The sequence below is a fragment of the Ralstonia insidiosa genome (assembly GCF_008801405.1).
Classification (GTDB): Bacteria; Pseudomonadota; Gammaproteobacteria; order Burkholderiales; family Burkholderiaceae; genus Ralstonia; species Ralstonia insidiosa.
Genome location: NZ_VZPV01000001.1, coordinates 1,784,009 through 1,810,158, shown reverse-complemented (window position 1 = coordinate 1,810,158; position 26,150 = coordinate 1,784,009). Strand labels below are relative to the sequence as shown.

Below are 26,150 nucleotides of genomic sequence, written 5' to 3'. Positions count from 1 at the left end.
CCTAGCTTGCCCGGCCTGCGTTTTCACCGTCGAAGCGCAGGTCAGTCAAGCGAACATCGGCGTAGGAGCGCCCGGCATCGAGCAGGGCTGAGACCTGCGCCTTCACACGCTCCTTCTGCGCCCGCAATGCGCGCGGCGGCACCGTCGGATCCTGACCGGTGTGGTGCAGATACAGCATCTTGTAGGTGAGCTGGCTCACCATCCACTGGCGCAGTACACGGCGACGGCCTGCGTGCTCGGCCTCGAGCGAATCCACCTGCGTCAGCAACGCCGAAAAGGCCCGCGCCATGCTGGTGGCATCGGACGCTACGCCCGCAATGCAACGCTCAGCCAAAGCGCGCGCTTCCGTTGGTGACATGACATCGGCTTGAACGAAACGGTCCGCGGGCTGGCTGACGGCCACGCCCTGGCGCGCAAGCCGGGCGGATACACCGCTCAAGGCTTCCTGCGCGCGACGGATGGAGGCATCCAACGATTCGGTGCTGGCCTGCAGCAAACCAATGGTCGGCGATTCATTGGGCGGTTCGGCTATTTTTTTCGCGTCCATGGTCCCCTCCGGTTGCCGCCCGTTGCCCAAAACGCACCGAGGCGAAAAACGGATTGTAAGGCGCATAGCGCACAGCGCGACAAAAGATCACATTTGTGTGGAAAAAACGGCGCCGGCTGTGACAACGCGCAATCAACCAAGCGACTGCTGTTGGCTTGGATCAACGCCGCATGACCGCGTCACGGTTAAAATAGAAGATTGTGCGCAACGTGCCCCCCTGCCCTGCGCCCTGTCATTTGCTGACCGCCTTTGCGCGGCAAGGAAGTCGCCTTGATCAAGTGGATTCTCGTTGCCCTCTACCTGGGCTCCATCCTGTACGTGCACTTTCGCGGCAAGGTGCGCCTGAAGTTCTGGCGCCAGATGTTCGACCACTCCGCCGTGGTCGCGCCGGTCAACTGCTTCATGTACGCCTTCTCAGGCGTGCCGCAGACGGCCTATGTGCCGGTCGAGCGCTTTCCTGACCTGGAAAAGCTACAGGCCGCCTGGCCGCAAATTCGCGATGAAGGCCTGGCACTGGTCAACCTGAGCAAGATCAAGGCGGCCGAGAAGAACGACGATGCTGGCTTCAACTCCTTCTTCAAGAATGGCTGGAAGCGTTTCTACCTGAAGTGGTATGAAGCGAGCCACCCGTCGGCCGAGCAGTTCTGCCCGAAAACCGTGGCGTTGCTGCGTGAGTTGCCCAGCGTGAAGGCCGCGATGTTTGCCGAGCTGCCACCCGGCGGCAAGCTCAACCCACACCGTGACCCGTTTGCCGGTTCGCTGCGCTACCACCTGGGCCTGGCCACGCCGAACGATGACCGCTGCTTTATCGAAGTCGACGGCGAGCGCCACAGCTGGCGTGACGGCGAAGGCGTGGTCTTTGACGAGACCTACCTGCACTGGGCGCAGAACGGCTCCGACAAGGACCGCCTGATCCTTTTCTGCGATATCGAGCGCCCGATGAAATTCGGCTGGGCGCAGCGCATCAACAAGTGGCTCGGCCGCAAGGTCATGACCGCCGCCAGCTCTCCCAACGATGAGGGCGACCAGACCGGCGGCATCAACAAGCTGTTCCGCTACGTTTGGCTGATGGGCCAGTATCGCCGCCGCTTCAAGGCGTGGAACCGCAAGGCTTACTACGTGGTGAAGTTCGGCCTGATCATCGGCGTGGCAGCGCTCATCATCTGGATCTGATCGACACGCATGGCATCGCACAAGAAACCGGCTTCGCGCCGGTTTTTTGTTGCGTTTGCAAAAGATGCAAGCAATACGACTTCCTTACGCTTTTACACAAGTCGGTGTGAAAAAGCGCTACGTCAGCCACAAATCTCGCCTAATGTCAGGAACTGAGCGCTCAGGCGTTCATCTGATATGGCGGGCACGCCGCTTGCTGCCAGGAGATTGACACCCTTGGCCGACAAGTTCGGGGCCCACGTCAGCTCATTACACAGGGCGCGTTTGCACCGTTTGGCCCCTTCCACAACACTGAGACCGATCGCCATGAATAAGAACCTCATTAGCCGCCGTACTGCCGCCACGCTTGCTGCCATCGCGCTGCTTGGCACCCAGATCGCAGCCTGTACCACCACCAGCCCGAATGCAGCGGGCTCCGACGTGATGACGTCGACCAACAAGCACGCCACCACCAACTCGCAAGCCGATTCCGTGCTCTCGCGCCTGTACACCACGGCCGATGGCTCACGCGAGCTTGTTGGGCGCGCCAAGGGTGTACTGGTGTTCCCGTCGGTGCTCAATGCCGGCTTTGTGGTCGGCGGGCAGTACGGCGAAGGCGTGCTGCGCACCGGCGGCGGCCGTCCGCTGGGTTACTACAACATCGCCTCCGCTTCGGTGGGCTTCCAGGCCGGCGCCCAGTCGCGCGCACTCATCATCCTGTTCATGACGGACGAAGCGCTGCAGAAATTCCAAGCCAGCCAGGGCTGGACGGCTGGTGTGGACGCCACGGTGGCGTTGGCCAAGATCGGCGCCAATGGCGCGATCGACACCAACACCGCGCAACAGCCGATCATCGGCTTCAACCTGACCAATGCGGGCCTGATGGCTGGCGCATCGGTCGAGGGCACGAAGATCACCAAGCAGACCAACTGATCCGCACACGCTGCCTGTTGCAAGAACCGCCGTCTCGAACGGCGGTTTTTTTTGCCGGTCGGGCATACAGCGTTGCACCGATGTTGCAGCGCGCGTTGCAGCACCCCGGTGCAAGACAACAAAGCAACCACCCAGAAAATCGCGCAGGCAGGTCGCACAAGCGCGCCAGCTTTGTCTCCGGGTTGGAATCCCCGGCACGATCGATCTGGGCGGGCTGGACGTTCGCTACAGCCCCAACATTCGCAAGGGATCGAACTATGTGGAACTCACGGTGATCGGCCCGAGCGGTACGTTCGTCAAAGAGGCGCATACTCCGATGCACGCTGCCGCAGCAGCCGCTCTACCGCAAGGCATAGCGGTTGCCTGCGTAAAACGCATGAGTACATAAGAAAATACTATTTGAAATTCGCATACTGCCTCTACCAGAATGCATGAACCACATGCATGACTGGGATCAATCAGGCTGATGGAACTCCGACAACTCGAAGCGTTTGCTGCCGTCATGTCGACCGGCAGCGTCACCGCGGCAGGCAAACTGCTGGGCCGTTCGCAGCCCGCCATCAGCCGCCTCATTCAAGACCTCGAAGCCGAAATCGGCTACGCCCTGTTCACGCGTGCAGGGCCGCGCGTCTCGCCCACCGAGCAGGGTTTCCTGCTGTATGAAGACGTCGAACACACGCTGATCAGTTTGCGGCAGATCCGCACGCGCGCAGAAGAAATCGCGCGTGGAGAAGCGCGTCCGCTGCGGCTGGCTGCCACCTCTGCGCTGGCAGCCGGGCTGCTGCCCGCGGCGCTGGCCGATCACCCCGAGTTGACCCAGCACGTTCAAATTCGTAGCGCCTCGCCCGAGCAGGTTGTGCATGCAGTACTCACAGGTGCGGCAGACCTGGGCATGAGCAGCCTGCCGTTGGAGCATCGCGGTGTGACGGTGCATTGGATTGGCGAATCGGCATGCGTGGCTGCAGTGCAGCACAGCGACCCACTGGCCGCCGGTGATCGTGTGGCGCTGGCGGATTGCGCCGGCCGCCGCATCGTCACGATGCACAACCCGTATCGCCTGCGCCGCCGCCTGGATCAGGCACTCGCGCAAGCCGGCGTCACCCCAACCGAACTGATTGAAACCAACGCCTCGTTCAACGCGCTGACCGCCGTGCGTGCCGGCCTCGGTGTGGCGTTGCTGGAGCCAATCACCGCTTACGGCGTGCCGATTGACGGCGTGACGGTACGCCCAATCGACGCCGACATCCCCTTCTTCTTTGGCGTGATCACCCCAGAGGCCAAGCGGCCATCGGCGGCCGTGACCGCGCTGATCAACGCGCTCTCCCGCGCCGCGCAACGCCTGCTGCCCGACTGCAAGCTGCACAACCCGTCACGCCACGCCAGCATGCTGCAGGTGCTGTACGGCGAACCCACTAACGCAACAGAAGACGCGTCCGCATGACCGCAGCACAACTCGACAACGCGCCGCACGCGCCCGGCGCCACCGGACTGAAGGCACTGGAAGCCCGTTTGCGCCAGGACCTGGCCTGGCTGGAATTGCCCGCCAAGGCGTGGACACTACCGCATGAACTGAACGGCCAACCCGTGCTGGACGTAGCCGTCATTGGTGGCGGCATGGCAGGCCTGGCGGCTGCAACGTCGCTCAAGCATCTGGGCATGGGCGCGGTGGTGTTCGACCGCTCGCCCATTGGCTTCGAAGGCCCGTGGGCAACCACCGCGCGCATGGAAACCCTGCGCTCTCCCAAGCAGTTGACGGGCCCTGCGCTGGGCTTGCCTGCGTTGACCTTCCGCGCGTGGTTCGAGGCGCAGTTTGGTACCGAGGCGTGGGAAGTGCTCGACAAGATCCCGCGCCTGCAATGGATGGACTACCTGCGCTGGTACCGCCACGTGCTGCAGATTGACGTACGCAACGAGCACCACGTGAAAGCGATTCACCCACGCAAGGATGGTGCTGTCGAACTCGTGATCGATGTGCCGGGTCAGCCGACGCAACGCGTGTATGCGCGCCGCGTGGTGCTGGCTACCGGACGTGACGGCCTGGGTGGCCCGACCGTGCCGGACTTTGCAAGTCGCCTGCCACGCCGGTGGTGGGCGCATTCGTCCGATGAGATGGACTACGGCACCCTGGCCGGCAAGCGTGTTGGCGTGATCGGCGCGGGCGCATCGGCGATGGACTCGGCGGCAACGGCGCTGGAAGCCGGCGCAGCCAGCGTCGACCTACTGATCCGCCGCGCCGACCTGCCCCGCGTGAACAAGGGCAAGGGCGCCGGCAGCCCCGGGCTCGTGCACGGCCACCTGCATCTGCCTGACGCGTGGAAATGGCGCATCCGCCATTACATCAACGTTGAACAGGTACCGCCGCCTCGTGGCAGCACGCTGCGCGTGTCGCGTCATGCCAATGCGCGCTTCAACTTCGGCTGCGCCATTCTGGGCGTGGACGAGCACGACGGCGTGCTGCACGTGGCCACACCCAAGGGCGTGTTCCATCTGGACTTCCTGATCTTCTCGACGGGCTTTCGCACCGACTGGGCCTCGCGCCCCGAGTTCAGACTGCTGGCGCCACACATCCGCCAATGGCGCGACCGCTACACCCCACGCCCCGGCGAGGAAGACACCGAGCTGAGCGACTCCCCCGATCTCGGCCCCGCATTTGAATTTCGCGAGAAGGTGCCCGGCTCGCTGCCCGGTCTGTCGCGCGTGCATTGCTTCTGCTACCCGGCGTCTCTCACGCACGGCAGTGTGTCAGGCGACATCCCCGCCATCAGTGAGGGCGCGAAGCGACTGGCCCAAGGCATTGCAGGCCTGCTGTACCAAGAGGACATCGAAGCGCACTACGCCGCCATCGAGGCGTATGCGGAGCCGGAAATTTTCGGTGACGAATGGACACCCGCACCGCCTCCCGGCGTCGACGTCAATGCAGAGGCCACCTCAAGCCAGGAGGCGGCACGATGACGGGTTGGCTCGGTTGGCTAGTAGGCCGCATCGGCCAGGCGCTGCTGGTCGTGCTGGTGATGACGGTGATTGTTTTTGTTGGGCTGCACGCCATTGGCAACCCGGTCGACATTCTGATCGGTCAGGACGTGGACCAGATCGATCGCGCACGCATCATTGCAGAACTCGGCCTGGACAAGCCGCTGTGGCAGCAGTACCTGAGCTTTCTGAACGGTGCGGTGCACGGCAACCTCGGCAAAAGCTTCGTCTACAACGAACCCGCCATCCAGCTGATCCTGCAGCGCCTGCCGGCCACGTTGGAACTGGCCTTTGCGGCACTCATCATCGCGGTGGTGATCGGTGTGCCGCTGGGGTTGTTCGCGGGGCTGTATCCGAACCATCCGGTGTCGCGTCTGCTGATGACGGGCAGCGTGGTGGGCTTCTCGCTGCCGACGTTCTGGGTTGGGCTGATGCTGATCATGGCGTTCAGCGTGAGCCTCGGTTGGCTGCCCGCCAGCGGGCGCGGTGAGACGGCTCGCCTGTTCGGCGTCGAGTGGTCGTGGCTGACGGCTGACGGCTTGCGCCACCTGCTACTGCCAGCGATCAACCTGTCGCTGTTCAAACTCTCCCTGGTGCTGCGACTGACTTCGGCCGGCGTGCGCGAGGTGCTGCCGATGGACTTCGTGAAGTTCGCACGTGCGAAGGGGCTGTCGCCGCTGCGCGTGGTGCTGGCGCACGTCCTGCGCAATACGTTGATCCCGCTGGTAACGGTGCTCGGCCTGGAGCTGGGCTCGACCATCGCCTTTGCCGTGGTAACGGAAAGCATCTTCGCCTGGCCCGGCGCAGGCAAGCTGATCCTGGACAGCATCAACTCGCTGGACCGCCCCGTCATCGTTTCCTACCTCATTGTTGTGGTGTGCCTGTTCGTGTCACTCAACCTGATCGTCGACATCCTGTATCGCATGCTGGACCCGCGCGTGCGCATGGCAGATAGCGCGGAGACCGCATGAACACGTCTTCGCAAACCACGGTGGCAACCGCCACGCCAACAGCTCCCGCACCAAGAAAGCAATCGCCATGGCGACGCGTGGCTGCAGATTTCCTCGCCTCCAAATCCGCCATCTTTGGGCTCGCCGTTGTTGTGCTGCTGATGGCTGCCGCGCTGGCCGCGCCCTGGATCACGCCGCAGAATCCGTATGACCTGATGCAGCTCGACGTGCTGGACTCGCGCCTGCCGCCGGGCTCGCCCAATGGGCTGGGCACCTTTACGTACTGGCTCGGCACGGATGGCCAGGGGCGCGATCTTTACTCCGGCATCCTCTACGGCCTGCGCATCAGCCTGGGTGTGGGGATTGGCTCGGCCGCCGTTGCCGCCGTGATTGGCACGTTGCTCGGGCTGATTGCCGCCTACGCGGGTGGCAAGGTCGACAACTTCATCATGCGCACGGTCGATCTGCTGCTGTCGTTTCCGTCGGTGCTGGTGGCGATGATGATCCTGGCCTACCTCGGCAAAAGCATCACCAACGTGGTGCTGACACTGGTGCTGCTGGAATGGGCGTACTACGCGCGCACGGTGCGCGGGCAAGCGCTGGTCGAGCGCCGCCGCGAATACGTAGAAGCCGCGCGCTCGCTCGCCCTGCCCGGCTGGCGCATTGCGCTCAAGCACATCCTGCCGAACTGCCTGCCGCCGCTGATCGTCGTGGGCACGCTGCAGGTGGCGCGCGCGATCACGCTGGAAGCTACCCTCTCCTTCCTGGGCCTGGGCGTGCCGATTACCGAGCCGTCCCTGGGCCTGCTGATTGCCAACGGATACCAATACATGTTGTCTGGTCAGTACTGGATCAGTTTCTATCCGGGCATTGCGCTGCTGCTGGCGCTGGTCGCCATCAACTTGGTCGGAGACCGCCTGCGCGAAGTGCTGAACCCGAGGACGCAACGATGAGCGCGTCTGCAAGTTCCAATCCATTGACGCTGGAAGTCCGCAACCTGCGCACGCATTTCTTCACACGCGACGGCGTACTGCCGGCGGTAGACGACGTGTCGTTCTCGCTGGAGCGCGGGCGCATCCTGGGGCTGGTCGGGGAGTCGGGCTCGGGCAAGTCGGTCACCGGTTTCTCGATCATGGGTCTGGTGGACCCGCCCGGCCGCGTGGTCGGCGGCGAGATCCTCTACCAGGGCCGCGACCTGACCAAGCTGCCTGCACGCGAACTGCGCAAACTGCAGGGCAACCGCATCGCCATGGTCTTTCAAGACCCGATGATGACGCTCAACCCGGTGCTGCGCATCGACGCCCAAATGATCGAGGCCGTGCGCGCGCACAGCAGCATGAGCCACACGCAGGCCCGTGAGCACGCACGTGACACGCTGGGGCTGATGGGCATTCCCAGCCCGGAAGAACGGCTGCGCGCGTATCCGCACCAGCTCTCTGGCGGCATGCGGCAGCGCGTGGCGATTGCCATTGCGATGCTGCATCGGCCCGACCTGATCATTGCGGACGAGCCGACCACGGCGCTGGACGTGACCATCCAGGCGCAAATTCTGTCGGAAGTGCAGAAGCTCGCACGCCAGCACGGCACCGCGCTGATCTGGATCACGCATGACTTGTCCGTCGTTGCCGGCCTGGCCGATGAAGTGGCCGTGATGTATGCCGGCCGCATCGTCGAGCATGGCCCGGTGGACGCCGTGCTCGATGCGCCGCTGCACCCGTACACCATGGGCCTGATCGACAGCCTGCCCAGCGAAAACCGCCGCGGCCAGCGCCTGCGCCAGATTCCGGGCATGACGCCGAACCTGTTGTCGCTGCCGGCTGGCTGCGCGTTTGCTGCGCGTTGCCCGCGCGCATCCGATGCCTGCGGCGTACGCCCGGAGATCACCCAACCGAACCCTGGCCGCCTGGTGCGTTGCTTCCACCCCGGCACGCTGCCGGCAGCCACGCGGGAGGTCGCATGAGCACGCCGCTGGTAGAACTCAAGCAAGTCGGCAAACGCTTCGGCGATCGCAAGATCGGCCCAGTTGACGGCATGCTGCAGCGTCTGGGGCTCGCGAAGCCGCCCGCCGTAGTGCGCGCCGTTGATGGCATCGACCTGGCGATCCAGCCAGGTGAAGTCGTCGGGCTCGTTGGCGAATCAGGTTGCGGAAAATCCACGCTTGGCCGCATCGCCGCAGGGTTGATGCCGCCGTCTGACGGCGAGGTGCGCGTGGACGGCAAAGCCGTCAACACGCTCTCTGCTGAGGAGGCACGCGATGCCCGCCTGAAGATCCAGATGATCTTCCAGGACCCATACGCCAGCCTCAACCCGCGCCTGCGTGTGGAAGAAATCATCGGCGAGGCAGCGCGCGTGCACGGCCTGACCGACCGCGCCAATTTTGCCGACTACGTAGCCGCGCAGATGCAGCGCGCGGGCCTCGACCCTGCCCTGCGTGACCGCTATCCGCATCAGTTCAGCGGGGGGCAGCGTCAGCGCATCGGCATTGCACGCGCGCTGGCGGTGCAGCCGTCGATGCTTGTCTGCGACGAGGCGGTGGCAGCGCTGGACGTGTCCATCCAGGCGCAGATCCTGAACCTGTTCATGGACCTGCGCGAGCAGCTCAACCTGACGTACCTGTTCATCAGCCACGACCTGGGCGTGGTAGAGCACCTGTCAGACCGCGTGGTCATCATGTACCTGGGCCGCGTGGTGGAATCGGCGCCAGCGGAGGAAGTGTTCCGCCGTCCAAACCATCCGTACACGCAGACGCTGCTGGCGGAGATTCCACGCCTATCGGCCCGGCACAAGACGTTCACGGCCATCCAGGGCGAAATGCCCAGCCCGCTGAACCCGCCCACGGGCTGCCATTTCCACCCGCGCTGCCCGCACGCCATGCCCCGCTGCAAAACCGAAACGCCGACGCTGCGCGGCATTGCGGTCAACCACATCAGCGCCTGTCATTTGAACGACATCCAATAAGCCAACGATTCCAAAAAAAGGAAAAGGGAACCTACGTGAAACGCCTCCTCGCTTCGTCGATTGCCGTTGCCCTGTTTGCTGCTGCCGCAGTTGCCACCACCTCTGCAGGTGCGCAGACGCTCAACATCGGCTTTGCCGATCCGCTGTCGTCGCTCGACCCGCAACTGAACAACCATGCCGGCGACCGCTCCGTCGACGTGCATTTCTGGGATCTGCTGGTCGAGAACAAGTGGAACAAGCTGCAGCCCGGCCTGGCGCTGTCATGGAAGACGCTGGACCCCAAGACGTGGGAGTTCAAGCTGCGCCCCGGCGTGAAGTGGCACGACGGTCAACCCTTTACGGCGGATGACGTCATCTTCTCGTACCAGCGCGCGCGCAGCGTGCCGGGCAGCGTGGCGACCTTCGCGGGCTACCTGCGCACGGTGGAATCCGTCACAGCCAAAGACCCGCTCACGCTGATCATCAAGACGAATATCCCGAACCCAGACCTGCCGCTGAACCTGGCATCCGTGCACATCGTCAGCAAGCACGTGGGGGAAAAGTCCGCCACCGAGGACTACAACGCTGGCCGCGCCGTGGTGGGCACCGGCCCGTACAAGTTCGTCTCGTACGTGCCGGGCGACCGCGTGGTCATGGCGCGCAACGACAACTACTGGGGTGGCAAGCAGCCTTGGGAAAAGGTCAACTACCGCTACATCAACAACGCCGCCGCGCGCACGGCCAACCTGCTCTCGGGCGAGGTGGATGTGATTGACAAGGTGTCGGTGGCTGACCTCGCTCGACTGCGCCAATCGCCCAGCGTGCACGTGTTCGCCTACCCCGGCCTGCGCGTGATGCTGCTGCAGCCGAGCTTCCGCAAGGGACCGAACGAATACATCACCGGCAACGACGGCAAGCCGCTCGCCAACAATCCGCTGCTGGATGTGCGTGTGCGCCAGGCGCTGTCACTCGCCATTGACCGTAAGGCCATCGTCGATCGCATCCTGCAAGGCGCCGCCACCGTCGCCAACCAGTGGATGCCTGCCGACACGTACGGCTACAACCCCGACGTGAAGAACATTGCCTACGACCCGGCACAAGCGAAGAAACTGCTGGCCGATGCGGGCTTTCCGCAGGGCTTCAACCTGGTGATGCATGTGCCGAACGATCGCTACCCGCAAGGCCCGGAAACGGCGCAGGCGGTGGCGCAGTTCTGGTCGCGCATCGGCGTGAAGACCAAGGTGGAGGTGGTGCCCTGGTCGGTCTACTCGGGCCGTGCCAACAAGAACGACTATGCGATGAGCATGCTGGCATGGGGCAACGGCACGGGTGAGGCGAGCTACGCGCTGGTCAACGTGCTGGCCACGGTGGATACCAAGAAGGGCCTGGGTGCATCGAACTGGGGCCACTACAGCAACCCGGCCGTGGACAACGCGCTGAACGCCTCCACCGAGGAGTTCAACGTCGAGAAGCGCGCGGCCATCCTGCGTCACTCGGTCAAGCTGGTGTCGGATGACGTGGGCGTGCTGCCGCTGTTCCACTACCAGAACGTATGGGCCGCCAAGAAGGGCCTGAAGGTGGCCCCGATGACCAGCGACCGCACCGCCGCGCAGATGGTCACCAAGGACGGCAAGTAAGCGCACCATGACAACCGCATTGGGAAACTTAGAGCTCAACGCCACACCGGCGGATGACCTGATCGACGTGCAGCGCCGCATTGTCGTGACAGGGCTGCCGCCCGGCGCGCAGGTCGGCATCGTCGCGCAAACGCGCCGTGGCACTGGTGTGTTGTGGCACAGCCGCGCCGCCTTCGTTGCGGATGCGCAAGGCACCGTTGACCTGACGCGCGATGCGCCCGTCTCCGGGGACTACACCGGCATCAGCGCCATGGGCCTGATCTGGAGCCAGCGCCCGGAAGACGACAAGGCACGCGAGGTGTTCCCGCAGCCGGTGACCGAGCCGCTGACGACCACGCTCACAGCCACCGCAAACGGCGAGTCGATCCATGCGAGCTTCGTGCAGCGGTTGGCTGCGCCCGGCGTCACGCGCCATGAAGTACGCGACGAGGGTCTGGTCGGCACGCTGTACTTGCCCGATGCATATGCCCACCCCGGCCCGCGCCCGGCAGTGCTGATCCTCAATGGCTCGGGCGGTGGCATCAATGAGCCGCGCGCGGCGCTGTACGCCTCACACGGCTATGCGGCGTTTGCGCTGGCCTACTTCAAGGCGCCGGGGCTGTCGGACTACATCTCCAACACGCCGCTGGAGTATTTCGAGCGCGCACTTGCGTGGCTGCGCAAGCGTGTTGAACCACTGCATGATTTCGTGGCGGTGAGCGGCCAGTCGCGCGGTGGCGAGCTGGCATTGCTGTTGGGTGCGACGTTTCCAGAAGCCGTGTCCGCCGTGATCGGCTATGTGCCTGGCGCAGTCGTGCACAGCGCGCAGAATGCCGCCGACCCCGCCATCGGCCGTGAAGGCCCGACGTGGCTGTATCGCGGCCAGCCGCTGCCGCACCTGTGGGAGGGCAACCGCACCGCCACGTGGGCACCGTTCGACGAAGGTCCGGCACCGCACCGGCACGAACGCGCCATCCGCACCGCACTGCAGGATGCCGATGCCGTCGCCCGTGCACGCATCCGCATCGAACGCGCGCGCGGGCCGGTGCTGCTGCTCTCCGCCACTGACGATGGCTCGTGGCCCTCGGGCGATTACTCCCGCATGGTCACCGCCAAGCTGGCCGAGGTACGTCACCCCTACCCCGTGCAGCACTTCGACTACGAAGGCGCCGGCCACGCCATCGTCTTCCCCTACGTGCCGACCACGCAGCTCGTGTATGCGCACCCGGTGTCGGGTCGCATCAGCACCGGCGGCGGCGAACCACGCGCCAACGCTCGTGCCGACGCGCAGTCGTGGTCCGCTGTACGTCGCTTTCTCGCCAGCGCGGTGGCTGCGCGCGGCGCCTCCGTACCCGATTCCCGGAGCCTCTCAACAATGGATTTCACGCCCGCTCAAGATGTGGTCGATCAGGTTGCTGGCCTGGACGACGGCAGCACCACGCACGCGCTGCGTCACGCCCGCGAGAAGGTGGCGACCGCCACCCAAGGCAGCTACGATGCCCTGTTCGACACAGCCCTGCCCGGCCTCACGCTTGGCGAACGCCTGCTGGTGGCGCTCTACGCCTGCCGTTTGACGCCTGCCACTGAACTGGCCGAGCACTACCGCGCGCGGCTGGCGGAAACGCCGGTCGACGCCACGGCATTGCAAGCGGTCGACCAGGGTGAACTGGAAGCACTGACTGACCCGCGTTTGCACGCCATCCTCACCTTCACGCGCACGCTCATCGAGCGCCCCATCGAAGGCGATCGCGCAGCATTGCAGAAGCTGCCTGCCGCCGGGCTGGCCACGGCGGATGTTGTCACGCTCGCACAACTGATTGCGTTCCTGTCGTACCAAACACGGTTGGTGGCTGGTCTGCGTGCGCTCAACGCGGCCGCTGGCACCAACGCATCCGCAACGTCCACGGAGACCGCAGCATGACCGAGATCATCCGCGCCTACGGCTTCACCAATGAATCGCTGGAGTGGAAGGCATGGCTCGATGTGGTCGACCTCGACCGCGCCACGCCCGAGCAGATCGCCGTGCTGGAAGAGAGCCACCCGAAGGCGAAGACATCGGATTACTACCGCTTTCTCGTCCACCAGCCGGAGATTCTGCGGCAGCGATCAGCAGCGTTCAACGCGATCATGTACGCACCAGGCGGCCTGTCGCGCGCCGAGCGCGAACTCGCCAGCGCCGTGGTATCGCGCGTGAACGGCTGTGTGTACTGCGCGTCCGTGCACGCACAGCGGTTCGAGCAGCTCGCCAAGCGCAACGACGTGATCAAGCAGGTTTTCGAAGACCCGCACACCGCCGGCACGAACGCGCGTGAGCGTGCCATCGCGTTGTTCTCCATCGACCTGACGCTGCGCCCCGGTGACGTACGTGCCGAAGACCTGCAACCGCTCAAGGCCGCTGGTCTGACGGATGCGGAGATTCTCGACCTCATCCACGCTGTGGCGATCTTCGCGTGGGCGAATCGGCTGATGCTGAACCTGGGGGAACCGGTGTTTCCAGAAGCGGCCTGAACGCCGTGCACGATCACATACAGCGCCAACCCACGCACTCTGATGGTTTGGCCGTACCCTGCCCTATGCGGCGCCTTGAATTTATGTAAACGGGCGGAAAAAAGACGGGGAACTGTCTGAGCGAAGCGAGTTTTCCCCGTCTCCGCCCGGTTACGGAAATTCAAGGAGGCTTTCGCCGCATCGGGCGCGCCTTTCTTTGCTTACTTTCTTTGGCAAGACAAAGAATGTGGGTCGGCCCCGGCAGGGGACGAAACGGGGGATATGCCAATCGCGCCAATCCCCCGCAACCAACATCAGACCATCGGTAGCTGCCGCACCGGCTTGCCCGTCAACTGCGCCACGGCATGCGCCACCGCCGGGGCGATCGGCGGCACGCCAACCTCGCCCACACCGGTGGGCTCCGCTGTGCTCGGCACGATGTGTGTTTCGATGATGGGCACCTCGGCCATCTTGAGCGCCGGGTAGTCAGGGAAGTTCGACTGCACGACCTGCCCATCCTTGATGTCGATCCGCCCGTACAGCGCCGCCGTCAACCCGAAGATGACCGCGCTTTCCATCTGCTGCGCGACGATACCCGGGTTGATGACCGTACCGCAATCCACCGCACACACAACGCGGTGCACGCGCGGCTTGCCATCCTTCAACGACACCTCCACCACCTGCGCCACCACCGAGCCGAAGCTGGGGTGCAACGCAATGCCACGTGCACGCGGAGCGCCATCGGCTGCGGGCGGCAATAGCTGCCCCCAGCCTGCTGCCTGCGCTGCCGTGTCGAGCACCTTCAGTTCGCGCGGATGCGCCTTCAGCAGATCGCGCCGCATCGCCAGCGGATCCAGCTTGGCCGCCGCCGCCACGTCGTTGAGGAAGCCCTCCATGAAGAATCCGTTGTACGAGTGCCCCACGCTGCGCCAGAACCCGACCGGGATCGGCAGATCCACCGCCAGATGCGCAATGTGCTCGTGCTCGATCTCGTACGGCAGGTCGAACAGCCCCTCGGCGGTGTAGCGGTCGATGCCAGCGGAGGGCGCACCGAACAGGCGGTCCAGTTCCCCCGCCAGGATCGACTGACCGGCGCTGCGCGAGGCAATCGCCGTGATCTTGCCGTTCTCCACACGCGCTTTGAGTCGTGCAATGGCATGCGGGCGATAGAAGTCGTGCCGGACATCTTCCTCGCGCGACCAGATGACCTGGACCGGCTTGCCTTCAGTTTTGGTAGCAATGGTGACGGCCTGGCTGATGAAATCGGACTCCAACCGCCGCCCAAAGCCACCGCCGATCAGCGGAATGTCGATGCGGACCTTGTCGCCGCTCACTCCAGCCGCACGCGCCGCCACCAGTTGGGCCAGCGTGGCGACCTGCGTGGGCGCCCACAAGTGCACCCCGTCCGCTGTCACCTGCGCCGTGCAGTTGATCGGCTCCATGGCCGTGTGCGCGAGATACGGTGCTGTGTATTCGGCTTCTACAAGCGTCGCGCCGTCGGCCTTGTCGAAAGCCTTCAGGCCATCGCCGAGCGAGCGGTAGGTGAACCCACCCTTGTCGCTATCCAGCGCGCTGACGAGCTGCTGGCGGATGCCCGCGGAATCGAGCGTGGCGTGCGGGCCGTTGTCCCACACGGGCTCAACGGTCGCCAGCGCCTGGCGCGCCTGCCAATAGTGATCCGCCACAACGGCCACGCCAGGCGCACCGCCTGCCGCACCTTCAAACGGCACCACATAGCGCACGCCCGGCATGCCGAGCGCCGCCTTCGACTGGAACGTCTTGAGCTTGCCGCCAAAGACCGGGCACATCACCACGGCGGCGTACAGCATCCCTGCCGGACGCGCATCGATGGAGAAGCGCGCGCTGCCATCCGTCTTGGCGGCCAGATCATTGCGCGGCGCAGGCTTGCCGATCAACTGGTATTGCGAGGCCGGCTTGAGTACGACGTTGGATGGCGGCGCGATGGTGCGCGCAGTTTTCGCCATGTCACCAAAGGTTGCCTGCTTGCCACCCGGGCCGATCAACTGGCCCTCGCGCACGCTGATCTGCGCGGCGGGTACGTTCCATTCGCGCGCGGCGGCTTCCACCAGCGCAGCACGGGCCGTAGCGGCGGCTTCGCGCACCGGCTGCCAGCCGTCCGCCACACTGCTGCTGCCACCGGTGATGATGAGCCCGATCTCTCGCGCGCTCTTGGCCATGACCCAGTGCAGCGCGCGGGCCCAGGTCTTGTCGGCGCTGTCCGGATGCAACGGCAGTGAGCTATCGCCCATGGCGACCACGTTGCCGTAGATGCGCTCGACCGGTGAGGTCTCGATACTCACGCGCGCCAGCGGAATATCCAACTCCTCCGCCGCCAGCATCGACAGTGCCGTGTGGATACCCTGCCCCATCTCCACGCGCGGCATGGCCAGGATGACGTTGCCCTCCGGGGTGATCTTGATCCACCCATTCAGGGCGACCTCGCCCCCGTGTTCGGGAAACAGCGCCGGATCCCCCACGCGGCTGCGCGGCGGCATCACGCCCCAGCCCACCACCAGCGCGCCACCCACAGCGAGCGCCCCCAGCAGGAAACGGCGGCGGCCCTTACGTACTTTCGGGGGCTTGGTTGCCTTGGCGTTCATGCCTGGCCCTCCCGCAGCGCCTTCGCCGCGCGCTTGATGGCCGCGCGCACACGCGGATACGTGCCACAGCGGCAAATGTTGGTCATGGCCGTATCGATGTCGGCATCGCTCGGGTCGGGTTGCCGCGCCAGCAAATCTGCTGCGGCCATCAGCATGCCGGACTGGCAATATCCGCACTGCGGCACCTGCTCGTCCACCCAGGCCTGTTGCAGCGCGTGGCGCTTGCCTTCGCCTCCGGCCAACCCCTCGATGGTGGTGATGCGCTTGCCTGCCACCGCGGCCACCGGCAACACACACGACCGCACAGCCGCCCCATCCAGGTGCACCGTGCATGCGCCACACGCTGCGACACCACAACCGAACTTGGTACCGGTCATGTTCAGGTGGTCGCGCAGGACCCACAGCAGCGGCGTGGCCGGGTCGCAGTCGACGCTGACCGGCCGGTGGTTGACGTCCAGATCCATGAGGGTGGTCTCCTTGTTTTTGTGTTCTTTTTTGTGGCGAAAGCGTACGTTCAAACGCCTCCGCACCGCAATAGTGGGCGCCCTCGATTCCGGAGGACTCCGCAAAAGAATCAAAGGTCTAGCAACACACAAGAGCGCGCCGGCCTTCGGTATACGCACCACAGGTAATACGTGAGCCGCCGTTGTGCTCCTTCCGGTGCCATGCGCCTGCGGACTTCAGCACAACGCCCCGAATAAGCCCAGTCCTACACCACGGCTCGCTGCTTTAGGACTGATCCGCTTTTCGCACTTCCCCGGACTGAATACAGTCTGCGCATCGTCCTTCGCGCATGCTCGCGTCAGAGGTCATGCACAACGCCGGCATTTCCGTGGCGAGATCGCCACAGAGAAGCCGCAGCCGCCCTGCAACATGCGCCATCACCATGAATCCCGTCCTGATCCGGGTCGCCATCGCCGACGACCACCCCGCCATCCTGTTTGGCGTCAAACATGAACTGGCCAGCCGCCAATCGATCTCGATCGATGGCCTCGTACGTAACTCGACCGAACTGATCGAGTTGCTCGACCGCACACGCGTCGACGTGCTTGTGTGCGATTACGCCATGCCTGGCGGCAACTACGGCGACGGCATGGCATTGCTGTCGTTGGTGCAGCAACGCTACCCGCATGTACGCATCGTGGTTCTGACAATGATGGAGAACGCGGCGATCCTGTCGGTGCTCATGACGGGCATTCAATGCATCGTCAGCAAATCCGATCTGACGAACCATCTGTCGCTTGCCGTACACGCCGCGTTTGCGAACGGCCGCTACGTATCGCCAACGATCGAGAGGATTCTGCGTACGCTGGAACCGAGCCACAGAGACTCACCCGGCAATGCGCAATTGACTGGCCGCGAACTCGAAGTCATTCGCCTGTACGTATCGGGCATGACCATCAACGAGATCGCCGAGCGCCTGAACCGCAGCAAAAAAACCGTCAGCACGCAGAAGAGCAGCGCCATGCGCAAGCTCAACATCAACCGCGAGGTGGACCTCTTCCACTATGGCGTCGAAACAGGCCTGATCCCCTCCGTCATGCGCCCGATGCGGTAGCGGGCGGGCTTTCCGTCGCGCGCCCGGGTCTGGTTCGACTACCAGACCGGTCTGATGGACGCGCTTCTTCTCAACTCATAACGTAGATAGTGTCGCGCCATGACATTGGTGCGACATGCGCAACGCACCCAGGGTTGCCATAGGAGGCCAAATCATGAAGCAGACTGAACGAGACAAACTACGGCACATTCTGCTCGGCTTTGCCGAGCTGACGGCGCCAGCGCGCCACGAGTTTCTGGGCGCCATGAATGAATACCTGTTCTCGTCACCACAGCGTAGGCGGCAGATCGTCGAAACCTGGAAGCAGCCAGACTCGCCCACGCTGGACAAGCCGCAACCGCATAGCGTACCGCCTGCTGAGCAACCGGCCTGACACCGCTGCGCTCAACGCTCAGCCGGCGTCACGCGGCGGCGTTTGCGACGATGTCAGCCAACCATGCTCCGCGGCGTACTTGAAGAGATCCGCATCGCGCAAGATGCCGAGCTTTTCCATGGCCCGGTTCTTCTGGGTACTGATGGTTTTCTTGCTGCGATTGAGTCGTTCAGCTATCTCGTCCACCCGCAGGCCGGACACATACAGCCGCACCACCTCCGCCTCGCGCGGGCTCAGTTCGGTCGATGCCGGTGCGCCGGCCCGCTGCGCCTCACGTGCCTCCAGCACAGCGGCAACCGTTGGGGAGTGGTACTTGCCCCCTGTGTGCGCAGCATGAATGGCAGGAACCAGGTGCGACACTGCGTCGGACTTGCTGACAATCGCACGGACCCCAATGTCATCGAGCGAACCGAGGATGGCCGGACTGTCGAGCATCGTCAGCACAACAAGCTTCACTTGAGGAAAGCGCCGGCCAATGAAGCCGAACAGCGTGATGCCATCGCCGTACTCGCCCGTCGGCATGGCGTAGTCGGACACCAGCACATCGCACGGCGTCGACTCGAGCAACTTGACGAGATCGGTCGAGTTGGTGGCATGCCCTTTCAACACGATGGTGTCCACCGACGACAGCTCATGCGATACCCCGGCAATCATCCCCGGATGGTCGTCCGCCAACACCACGCCAATGCTGAAGCTGCTCATTCCTTCCCTCCTTTTGCCGACTGCGGGTCCGTCAGGCCTCAACAGACAATACAATTTTACGATGAAGGCCGCTCAACAGCCCTCATAAGGGCATCGCACAACACCCGCTCAGGCAGCCCGTCGCGCCAGGGTTTCCTGTGTCAGCTGTACCAGCCGATCGAGCCCGGGCTGCAACGCTTGCAGATCATCGCCTCGCTTGGCCTGCTGCTCCATTTCCGCGCAGGCATCCGCAACGGCTTGCTCGTGCACCATCGCAAACGTACCGCGCATGGCGTGCAGATGGCGCAGCGTGGCTTCCCGATCGTCGGTCGACAGTGCAACGTGCAGGGATTCCAGCAGCTCATGCGTTGAGCCCTTGAGCGCGGCAAGTACCCGCTCCGGCAGGCGCCCCTCACCAATGTTCTCGCGGCTCGCCGCGGTTGGCGCCGTCTGCGTATCGCTACGCACCATGCGACGCAGCGTCGTATCCAGCGCCTTGAGCAAAATCGGTTTGACCAGCACGGCGTCGATTCCCTCCTGCACACAACGCTGATGCTCTTCGATGGCCGCGTGCGCTGTCAGCGCGATGATCGGCTGCGTTGCGCCTTGCGCACGCAAACATCGAGCAAGCGCATAGCCGTCCATGCCCGGCATGCTGAGATCCGTCAGCAGAATGTCGTAGTGCCGTTCGTTGAAGCGGCGTAACGCTTCGCCACCGCTGTCGGCCAGGGTGACCTGGTAACCCAGCGACTCCAGCTGCATCCGGATCAGCTCCCGGTTCGACGCCTGATCGTCAACGGCCAACACACTCACGCTGCCCGGTTGGAGGCTCTGCGCACTCGCAGCGGGCTGGGCATCGTTCTTGATGTCGGCAGGCGACTCGGTGGGCGCAAACGGCAGCGTGACCGTGAACTGGCTGCCATCTCCGGGGGCGCTGCGCAGGCTGATCGTACCGCCCATCAGGTCGACCAGCCGACGACACAACGCAAGCCCCAGTCCGCTACCGCCAAACCGGCGCGAGATGGTCGAATCAGCCTGCACAAAGGGCTCGAACAAGCGCGCTTGCTGCTCCGGGCTCATGCCGATCCCGCTATCGCTGACGCCGATGACAATCCCTTGCCTGCCCGCGCTGTCTTCCTTCGCATAGATCTCGATCAGCACGTCGCCCTTGTTCGTAAACTTGATCGCGTTACTGAGCAGGTTCGAGGCGATCTGCCGCAGCCGGGTCGGATCGCCCGCATACCAGGGAGCAACGCTGTCGTCGACAATGCAATCGAACTGCAACCCCTTCTCCTGCGCGATCGGTTCGAAGATTGCCGCCACTTCGCGCACAACGGCCGCGGCATCAAACGGGATGGACTCGATCGACACCTGACCTGCCTCGATCTTGGAGAAATCGAGCACGTCGTTGATGATGCCCAGCAGCGCGTTGGACGACGACGTGACGGACTGCAACCGCTCTCCCATCGCAGGCTCAAGCGGCATCCGCTGAATCAGTTCGAGGTTGCCGAGAATCGCATTCAGCGGCGTGCGGATTTCGTGGCTCATCGTCGACAGGAATGTCGATTTCGCCCGGTTGGCATCGTCAGCCGCTTGTTTGGCTTCGCGCAGCGCCTGCTCGGTGCGTTTCTTGTCGGTGATGTCCGTAAACGCTGTCACCAGCACACTCGCCTTGTGATAGTGCGCAGGTGCAACATTGACGGCCAGATCGATCGCGTTGCCGTCCACCGTGTCGAGCGCGAGATCGTCACGCACAATGCCCGCGCCGCCATGCGTTGCATAGCGCTGTGCGATCTCGGCAGACAGCGACGGTGCCTGGACAACCGCACGGCCGGCGACCTCGTTCATGACTGGGCTGCTCAGCATGGGCTCGCCAGTGCGCGCGTCGATGACGCCCAGCCCGATCGGCGCGGTTTCGATCAGGATCCGGTTCAGGCGTTCGATCTCGACAAAACGCTCGGACCGCTCCAGCGTCGGTGCAAACACGCGCCGGTTGAACCACCACAGCATGATCCACAACGCGGCGATCAGCCCGGCTGTGAGCAGCGTCGTCAGTCGTATCTCGGGCCACACACCGGCCAGCACGTCGCGCCATGTGAATGCGTAGACTACGCGCCCGCCCGCCATGCCGGGCGGCGTGCTCACCATGAAGACGCCGTTGCTCGCGCGCTGCAAGGACACGCCCTTCGAGACACCAGACAACTCGCGCAACGCGGTCAGCACCTCGTGACGGCGGTCTCCGTCAGCAGTGATCGCGATGGGCGCCCCCGCTGCACCCAGGACGGCGAACGTTCCATCAAACCGGTCTGTCGACAGCGGAGCCAGTACTGCGTTAATCGGAAGCTCGCAGACAAACACAGCAAACGGCTTGCCGTCGGCGTCCAGCCCATAGATCGACATCCGTATCGCCGATTCACCGGTCAGCGGATTGCGATAGGGCTCGAGCCAGCGCACGGCGTGCAACCCATTGCGGGGGTCATAGATGGAAGCTGGGGCGACCGACTCACCCGCAGCATCCTGTGTGAGCGCAGCAAAGAAGGCCGGCCGGTTGGCAAGCGCGGCATCGAGCTTTGCTTGATCGGGCCAGGGAAACGGCGACATCGCAACAAAATCACGGGACGGCGTATAGACGTATGTCGTAAACCGGTACCCCTGGATGCTCGCAGTGGCGGCAAGCGTGCGTGAGACACGATCCGTCAACGCGGTAAAGCGCGCCAACTCTGGCGCAGGCGAGTCTGGCCCCGCACTGGCAAACAGGACGGAGTGCAGTCCGCTGTCGTTCTGGCGCACCAATCGGCCGCCGTCCGCCTTGAACCGGGCGGCATCGCTTGGCTCTTCCGCCGCACGCTGGTTCCATACCAGCTCAGCCATGTAGATCGTGCTCCGAAGCACGATCTCCGCCTTCGTGACCTCGCTCGCCATGCGCTGGCCTTCGATCGCGAGTTCACGACGTTGCTGCTCGTTGTGCGAATGGACCATCGACGCCACGGCAATGCCGAACGTGAGCAACGCCATCACGGTCAGGACAATGCCACCGCCAAACAGCGCCGAACGCCGGAAGCGGCGCATTGCCGTGAGCACGGTGGATGACTGGGCATTCGGCATGGTGTGACGAACCTTCAATGGCGCGGTATGGAGTGCGATGTTACGCCGGAATCTCTTGTGCCCAAGAGATCAGCGCGGCGCGCATCTGAGCGGACGGACGGCAAACCACATTCGGTCCTGTCCTACGGCATCACGTATCCAAATCGGACAAATCTCATTCAGCATACGGCGCCCCTTCGAGAAAATGACTGTGTTGGACGCGCGGCCCACTCCCGCAGTCCAGCAACTTGTTTCAGACACTTTCCATTACGCCGCCTCCGAGCGGCGGTTTTTTTATGTGCACCGCCGTGCAAGCCCAGCCATGAAAGAACGTGCAACCGTCCTCTGCCAACGTGGTGACCGGATCCTTCTGGTCGCCCGGCCTCGTGCACGCTGGGTGCTGCCCGGCGGAAAACCGCGCCGCGGTGAAACACTAAGAGACGCCGCCCGCCGCGAGTTGACCGAGGAAACGGGCATCGTCTGCCGTGCCGTACGCCCTTTGTTCCAATTCGCTGGCGGCAACAAGCAGCACCACGTGTTTGTCGCCGACATCGAAGCCAGTGCAATCGCCCGCCCCGCTCAGGAAATTGCGCGCTGCGCCTGGTTTGACAGACAGGCGATTGCGTCGATCGACTGCAGCCGACCGACGCCATTCATCGTCAGGCGCGCGCTCAAAGTCCTGGACGACGAGCGCTACGTCATGGCCTACATGGAAGCCATGTTGCTGCAAGCTGCAGCCTAGGCCGCCCCAGTCGGCCCAATCGCCCCAGTCGCCTCACCACGCCCAACGCACCCCCACGTTGCCCAGAATCGTGCGCTGGTGCTCACCACCCAGATTCGTGAGATAGCTGAGCGTTGCATACGCACTGCTGCGCTTGCTGAGTTGCGCGACCAACCCTGCACCGATCTGCCCGGCCGTCTGGCCAACCTGCGCACCAATCGTGGTGTTTCCACCAAACGTGGTCTTGTCATCCGAACCGAACGAGCGCAGCACGTTCAAGCGCAGATACGGCTTCCAGTTGATCCCGTTCGAATCAAACGACCACTGCAAGCGTGCACCCACGCGGCCCAGAAACGTGTTGCCGTTGTTCCACGACACGTTCGAGATGCCATCGTTGAAATCCTTGAGCGACAACCGCTGCCAAACCAGTTGTGCTTGAGGCTCCAGCGTCAGCCCCTGGCTGAGCGGGATCGGCAGCCCGGCTTCGACGGAGCCCGTGATGGCGTTGCCGTTGGTTGAACCGTGCACGTTATCCATGGAGCTGGTTCGCACCGTCAGCGCGCTGCCCATCAGGACGGCATCCGTGTACCACCCCGTCGGCGCGACATGTGTCCAGTAACCGCCGAGGTTGTAACCGTTGACCTGCAAGGAGCCGACGCCCAACCCCTGCTGCGCCAACGCGAAACCACTCACGTCACCCACTGCACGCGAGAAGCCCAGCAGCACACCGTAGTGATTGCGATGGCCGCTCTGTTGGGTGTCCGCGTAGAGATCCTGACCAACCTGCATGCCCCACACCGTGCCGTCAAACGACGGGCTTACATCGCCCTTCTGCTTGATGTTGGTATTGCCACCCCATACACGCGCCCATGAAGCCGGCACGGTGCCGTTCTCGGTCAGCAAGCCCTGCTCGCCCTGGCGCTCATGGAAGGTATCGATCTGCAGCAATCCGAGCTGACGTGCGACCGCTGGGGCTTCTGAGTACAGCGCCACTTCCGGGCGATAGACGGGCATCGGATCCGTGCCGGGCGCAGCCACGGCCTCGATGATCGATTCCGGCGTGCCCTCCGCTACAGACGAAGGCGGCGTCGACGGTGTCGGCTGTGCCGGAATCGTGTTGCGCAAGTACCAGTTGTTGCCGGCGCCGCTCGCAGCGCCCCCCTTTACAAGGTAGTACGAATAGGCTCCAGCACTGACAACGCCGCCCGACAACGTAAAGGCGTTTGCACTGGTTGTTGCGCCGTGAATTGCCTGCACGACCTGAATACCGTCGGCGATCGTTTGCGCGCCTGCCCCACCCACGTTTGTCACCTTGAGTGCACTTGAGCCGCTTGCAGTGCCACCACTCACAACGAGTTTGTCCGATGCGGAGCCGTCGCCCGCCAGTACCGTATTCAACGCGATCGTCGCGTTCTGGCCGGTGTAGTTGCCCGCCACGGTCAGCGTGTTGCCGACCCCGCTGCCGCCGAGTTGCACGAGCCCCGCGTTGGTCAGGTTGCCGTTGATCTGGAAGTTACCGGTTGCGCCGCTGGCCAGACTGGCCAATGCGTTTGCGACTGCGATCGTGCCGCTGTTCGACACGTTGCCGGTCACGCTGCCATAGCCGCCAAGCGTGGCGCCGCCAGCCACCGCCACCGCGCCGCCGCCAGAGAGCGCCGCCGATGCACTGGTGCCATCGCCGACAACCAGGGTGCCGGCGTTGACGTTGGTACCGCCGGCATAGCTGTTGGAGCCGTTCAGCGTGAGGACACCGCTGCCGAGCTTGGTCAACGAACCGGTTCCGGTCATGCTCTGCGCGACCGTGGAATTGAAGCCCTGCGTATCGATCGTGCCGTTGTTGGCCGTGATCGACACCGCGCGGCTCGCCGCAAGATTGAACGTGCTGCCCAGTTGCAGCGTGCCGCCGTTGAGTGTCAGCGCACCCGACGATGCCCCCAGAGCACTATCTGCAGCTGCGGACAACGCGCCCTGCGTGATCGTGGTACCGCCGGAGTAGGTGTTGCTGCCAGACACCGTCAACGTTCCCGCCCCAGTCTTCTCGACCGCGCCAGACCCGCTGATGGTGCCCGTGTAGTTGCCTGCGCTGTCCTGCTGGAAACGCACCAGCCCGTTGTCGGTTACGGACAGCGGCAAGTTTGACGCGTTCGCCTGCAGCGTCGCGCCACTGCTGACGGTGGCAACGACCGAACCCGTGGTCGTGCCGAGCGTGCCCGTCAGGTTGAGCGTGCCGCTCTGCACCAGCGCAGTTGAGAACGTGCCGGTACCCGCCCAGGTCCAGGCGTTGCCGGCCATGGTCAGGCTCTGGAAATTGGTGAACGCGTTGGACGCCGTACCCGTGCCTTGCAGCGTCACCGTGTTGGTGCCACCGCCGCCGTTGGCCGTGCCGATGATCTGCGAACCGGTCTGCAGGATCAGCGTCACATTGCCATTGCCACCCTGGATAGCAGTGCCGCTGCCACCCTGGATCAACCCCGCATTGGTGATCGTTGTGGCGCCATTGGTCGAGCGCACGCCGATGCCGTTGTTGCTGATGATCTGCCCGCCGGCCTGGTTGTTGATGGTTGCGGTAAACGAGCTGCCGAGCGTGTTCGACACCACTGCATCAACGCTGCCGCCGCTCGACGCAGTGCCCGTCGTCTGAATCGTGCCGCTGTTATTCAGGGTGTCGTTATTGCCCTGCATGTAGACGGCCGGAGCATCCCTGCCGTTGGAAGTCAGCGTGCCGCTGTTGTTGACGGTGCCGTTGCCACCGAGCAACGACACCGCCCGAGCATTGTTTCCAGACGTCGTTACCGTGCCGGTGTTGGTAATCGTATTGCCCGAGGCACCCGGATTGCTTTGGCCCCACGCCGCAGTCATGCCATACGAATTGTTGCCGGTGGTTGTAATGGAGCCGTTGTTGACGAGCGCGTTGTTATTGCCGTTGGCAGCTATGCCATCGTTGTAGGTGCCGGTGGTCGTAATCACACCGGTCGCGCCATTGGTGATCGTATTGTTGTTATTCACCCCAATCAGCATGGCACCGCGATTTGCAACGCCGGTGCCGTTACCAGACAACGAGAGATTGCCGTTGTTGGTAATAGCGCTTTGCGTGTCAACGGAGAATGGCGTCGGCGTCGTCGCCAACGCGTAGCTGCCAGTGGCCGTTGAATCGATATTGATGGTGACATTGGTACTGCCCGCAACCGCATTCACCGATGGGACACCTGGATTCGAACAGGTGACGGTCGTACCGCTGGCCGGCGCCGTTGACGAACAGGCGGCGTAGGCACCAACCGGCATCGTGCCAGTGATAATCGCCATCCCTCCAACACCCAGACTCCACGCATTCTTATTCATTTTTTTCTCGCAATATGACGGGGGCTATTGCTATGGCTTGTTGCGCTAGTGTTTATAACATCGCCTCGGACTGCCTCGCAACAACTGGTGACACGTATCAATTTGAGTTGCTGCCCCAGCCAAATCGACCTACTTTCTCCGGCCACCCCAGCAGCTCCCGCCAGGCCCCAAGCCCTTTACA

At 63.7% G+C, this 26,150-nt stretch carries 20 protein-coding genes and 1 pseudogene; 15 read left to right on the top strand and 6 right to left on the bottom strand.

Annotated elements, in window-relative coordinates:
- Nucleotide 1 precedes the first annotated feature (1 nt).
- Nucleotides 2–547: a hypothetical protein gene (locus F7R11_RS08670; RefSeq protein ID WP_064802637.1), complete on the bottom strand. Its 546-nt coding sequence runs from the start codon at nt 545–547 to the stop codon at nt 2–4.
- Nucleotides 548–817: 270 nt separating this feature from the next.
- Between F7R11_RS08670 and lpxO the strand changes: the two genes are divergently transcribed.
- From lpxO to F7R11_RS08610, 12 genes and pseudogenes are all read left to right on the top strand, one after another.
- On the top strand, nt 818–1,720 hold the full coding sequence (gene lpxO, locus F7R11_RS08665) for a lipid A hydroxylase LpxO (RefSeq protein WP_031329347.1): 903 nt from the start codon (nt 818–820) through the stop codon (nt 1,718–1,720).
- Nucleotides 1,721–2,026: 306 nt separating this feature from the next.
- A complete protein-coding gene (locus F7R11_RS08660) occupies nt 2,027–2,632 on the top strand; it encodes a BPSL1445 family SYLF domain-containing lipoprotein (RefSeq protein ID WP_021194852.1) in 606 nt (201 codons plus the stop codon).
- A gap of 140 nt (nt 2,633–2,772) precedes the next feature.
- Nucleotides 2,773–2,933: pseudogene (locus F7R11_RS27485) on the top strand (ABC transporter substrate-binding protein); the annotation flags it as partial.
- Nucleotides 2,934–3,098: 165 nt separating this feature from the next.
- A complete protein-coding gene (locus F7R11_RS08650) occupies nt 3,099–4,073 on the top strand; it encodes a LysR family transcriptional regulator (protein ID WP_064802635.1) in 975 nt (324 codons plus the stop codon).
- Nucleotides 4,070–5,584 (top strand): flavin-containing monooxygenase, encoded by a 1,515-nt coding sequence (locus F7R11_RS08645; RefSeq protein WP_064802633.1) that lies wholly within the window; start codon nt 4,070–4,072, stop codon nt 5,582–5,584. The genes F7R11_RS08650 and F7R11_RS08645 overlap by 4 nt, the downstream gene beginning before the upstream one ends.
- Nucleotides 5,581–6,573, top strand: coding sequence for an ABC transporter permease (locus F7R11_RS08640; protein ID WP_064802631.1), 993 nt, complete (start codon nt 5,581–5,583; stop codon nt 6,571–6,573). Before F7R11_RS08645 ends, F7R11_RS08640 begins: the two co-directional genes overlap by 4 nt.
- Nucleotides 6,570–7,505, top strand: coding sequence for an ABC transporter permease (locus F7R11_RS08635; protein WP_021194856.1), 936 nt, complete (start codon nt 6,570–6,572; stop codon nt 7,503–7,505). The genes F7R11_RS08640 and F7R11_RS08635 overlap by 4 nt, the downstream gene beginning before the upstream one ends.
- Nucleotides 7,502–8,512, top strand: a complete 1,011-nt coding sequence (locus F7R11_RS08630; protein WP_064802630.1) for an ABC transporter ATP-binding protein — start codon at nt 7,502–7,504, stop codon at nt 8,510–8,512. Before F7R11_RS08635 ends, F7R11_RS08630 begins: the two co-directional genes overlap by 4 nt.
- Nucleotides 8,509–9,510 (top strand): ABC transporter ATP-binding protein, encoded by a 1,002-nt coding sequence (locus F7R11_RS08625; RefSeq protein WP_064802629.1) that lies wholly within the window; start codon nt 8,509–8,511, stop codon nt 9,508–9,510. Before F7R11_RS08630 ends, F7R11_RS08625 begins: the two co-directional genes overlap by 4 nt.
- 35 nt (nt 9,511–9,545) lie before the next feature.
- Complete coding sequence (locus F7R11_RS08620) at nt 9,546–11,126, top strand: ABC transporter substrate-binding protein (RefSeq protein ID WP_064802628.1); 1,581 nt, start codon at nt 9,546–9,548, stop codon at nt 11,124–11,126.
- A 19-nt stretch (nt 11,127–11,145) separates the two neighbouring features.
- Nucleotides 11,146–13,026, top strand: a complete 1,881-nt coding sequence (locus F7R11_RS08615) for an acyl-CoA thioesterase/BAAT N-terminal domain-containing protein (RefSeq protein ID WP_231973176.1) — start codon at nt 11,146–11,148, stop codon at nt 13,024–13,026.
- Entirely contained in the window at nt 13,023–13,613 is a 591-nt protein-coding gene (locus F7R11_RS08610) for a peroxidase-related enzyme (protein ID WP_064802624.1), read from the top strand. The genes F7R11_RS08615 and F7R11_RS08610 overlap by 4 nt, the downstream gene beginning before the upstream one ends.
- 293 nt (nt 13,614–13,906) lie before the next feature.
- On the opposite strand, the gene F7R11_RS08600 is transcribed toward F7R11_RS08610, so the two are convergent.
- A complete protein-coding gene (locus F7R11_RS08600; RefSeq protein WP_064802622.1) occupies nt 13,907–16,213 on the bottom strand; it encodes a xanthine dehydrogenase family protein molybdopterin-binding subunit in 2,307 nt (768 codons plus the stop codon).
- Nucleotides 16,210–16,677 carry a (2Fe-2S)-binding protein gene (locus F7R11_RS08595; protein ID WP_021194864.1) on the bottom strand — a complete coding sequence of 156 codons (468 nt, stop codon included), beginning with the start codon at nt 16,675–16,677 and terminating at the stop codon, nt 16,210–16,212. The genes F7R11_RS08600 and F7R11_RS08595 overlap by 4 nt, the downstream gene beginning before the upstream one ends.
- Nucleotides 16,678–17,024: 347 nt before the next feature.
- On the opposite strand from F7R11_RS08595, the gene F7R11_RS08590 reads away from it, so the two are divergent.
- Nucleotides 17,025–17,771 carry a response regulator gene (locus F7R11_RS08590; protein WP_231973174.1) on the top strand — a complete coding sequence of 249 codons (747 nt, stop codon included), beginning with the start codon at nt 17,025–17,027 and terminating at the stop codon, nt 17,769–17,771.
- Between the two features lie 154 nt (nt 17,772–17,925).
- A complete protein-coding gene (locus F7R11_RS08585) occupies nt 17,926–18,144 on the top strand; it encodes a hypothetical protein (RefSeq protein WP_021194866.1) in 219 nt (72 codons plus the stop codon).
- Nucleotides 18,145–18,162: 18 nt separating this feature from the next.
- Here the strand turns inward: F7R11_RS08585 and F7R11_RS08580 are convergent, their stop codons facing one another.
- Both F7R11_RS08580 and F7R11_RS08575 read right to left on the bottom strand, forming a co-directional pair.
- Nucleotides 18,163–18,846 (bottom strand): LuxR C-terminal-related transcriptional regulator, encoded by a 684-nt coding sequence (locus F7R11_RS08580; protein ID WP_064802618.1) that lies wholly within the window; start codon nt 18,844–18,846, stop codon nt 18,163–18,165.
- Between the two features lie 108 nt (nt 18,847–18,954).
- Complete coding sequence (locus F7R11_RS08575) at nt 18,955–21,930, bottom strand: hybrid sensor histidine kinase/response regulator (RefSeq protein WP_064802616.1); 2,976 nt, start codon at nt 21,928–21,930, stop codon at nt 18,955–18,957.
- 184 nt (nt 21,931–22,114) lie between these two features.
- Here F7R11_RS08575 and F7R11_RS08570 point away from each other — a divergent pair, with 184 nt between their 5' ends.
- A complete protein-coding gene (locus F7R11_RS08570; RefSeq protein ID WP_315853981.1) occupies nt 22,115–22,651 on the top strand; it encodes an NUDIX hydrolase in 537 nt (178 codons plus the stop codon).
- 33 nt (nt 22,652–22,684) lie between these two features.
- On the opposite strand, the gene F7R11_RS08565 is transcribed toward F7R11_RS08570, so the two are convergent.
- On the bottom strand, nt 22,685–25,933 hold the full coding sequence (locus F7R11_RS08565; protein WP_064802613.1) for an autotransporter outer membrane beta-barrel domain-containing protein: 3,249 nt from the start codon (nt 25,931–25,933) through the stop codon (nt 22,685–22,687).
- Nucleotides 25,934–26,150 lie beyond the last annotated feature (217 nt).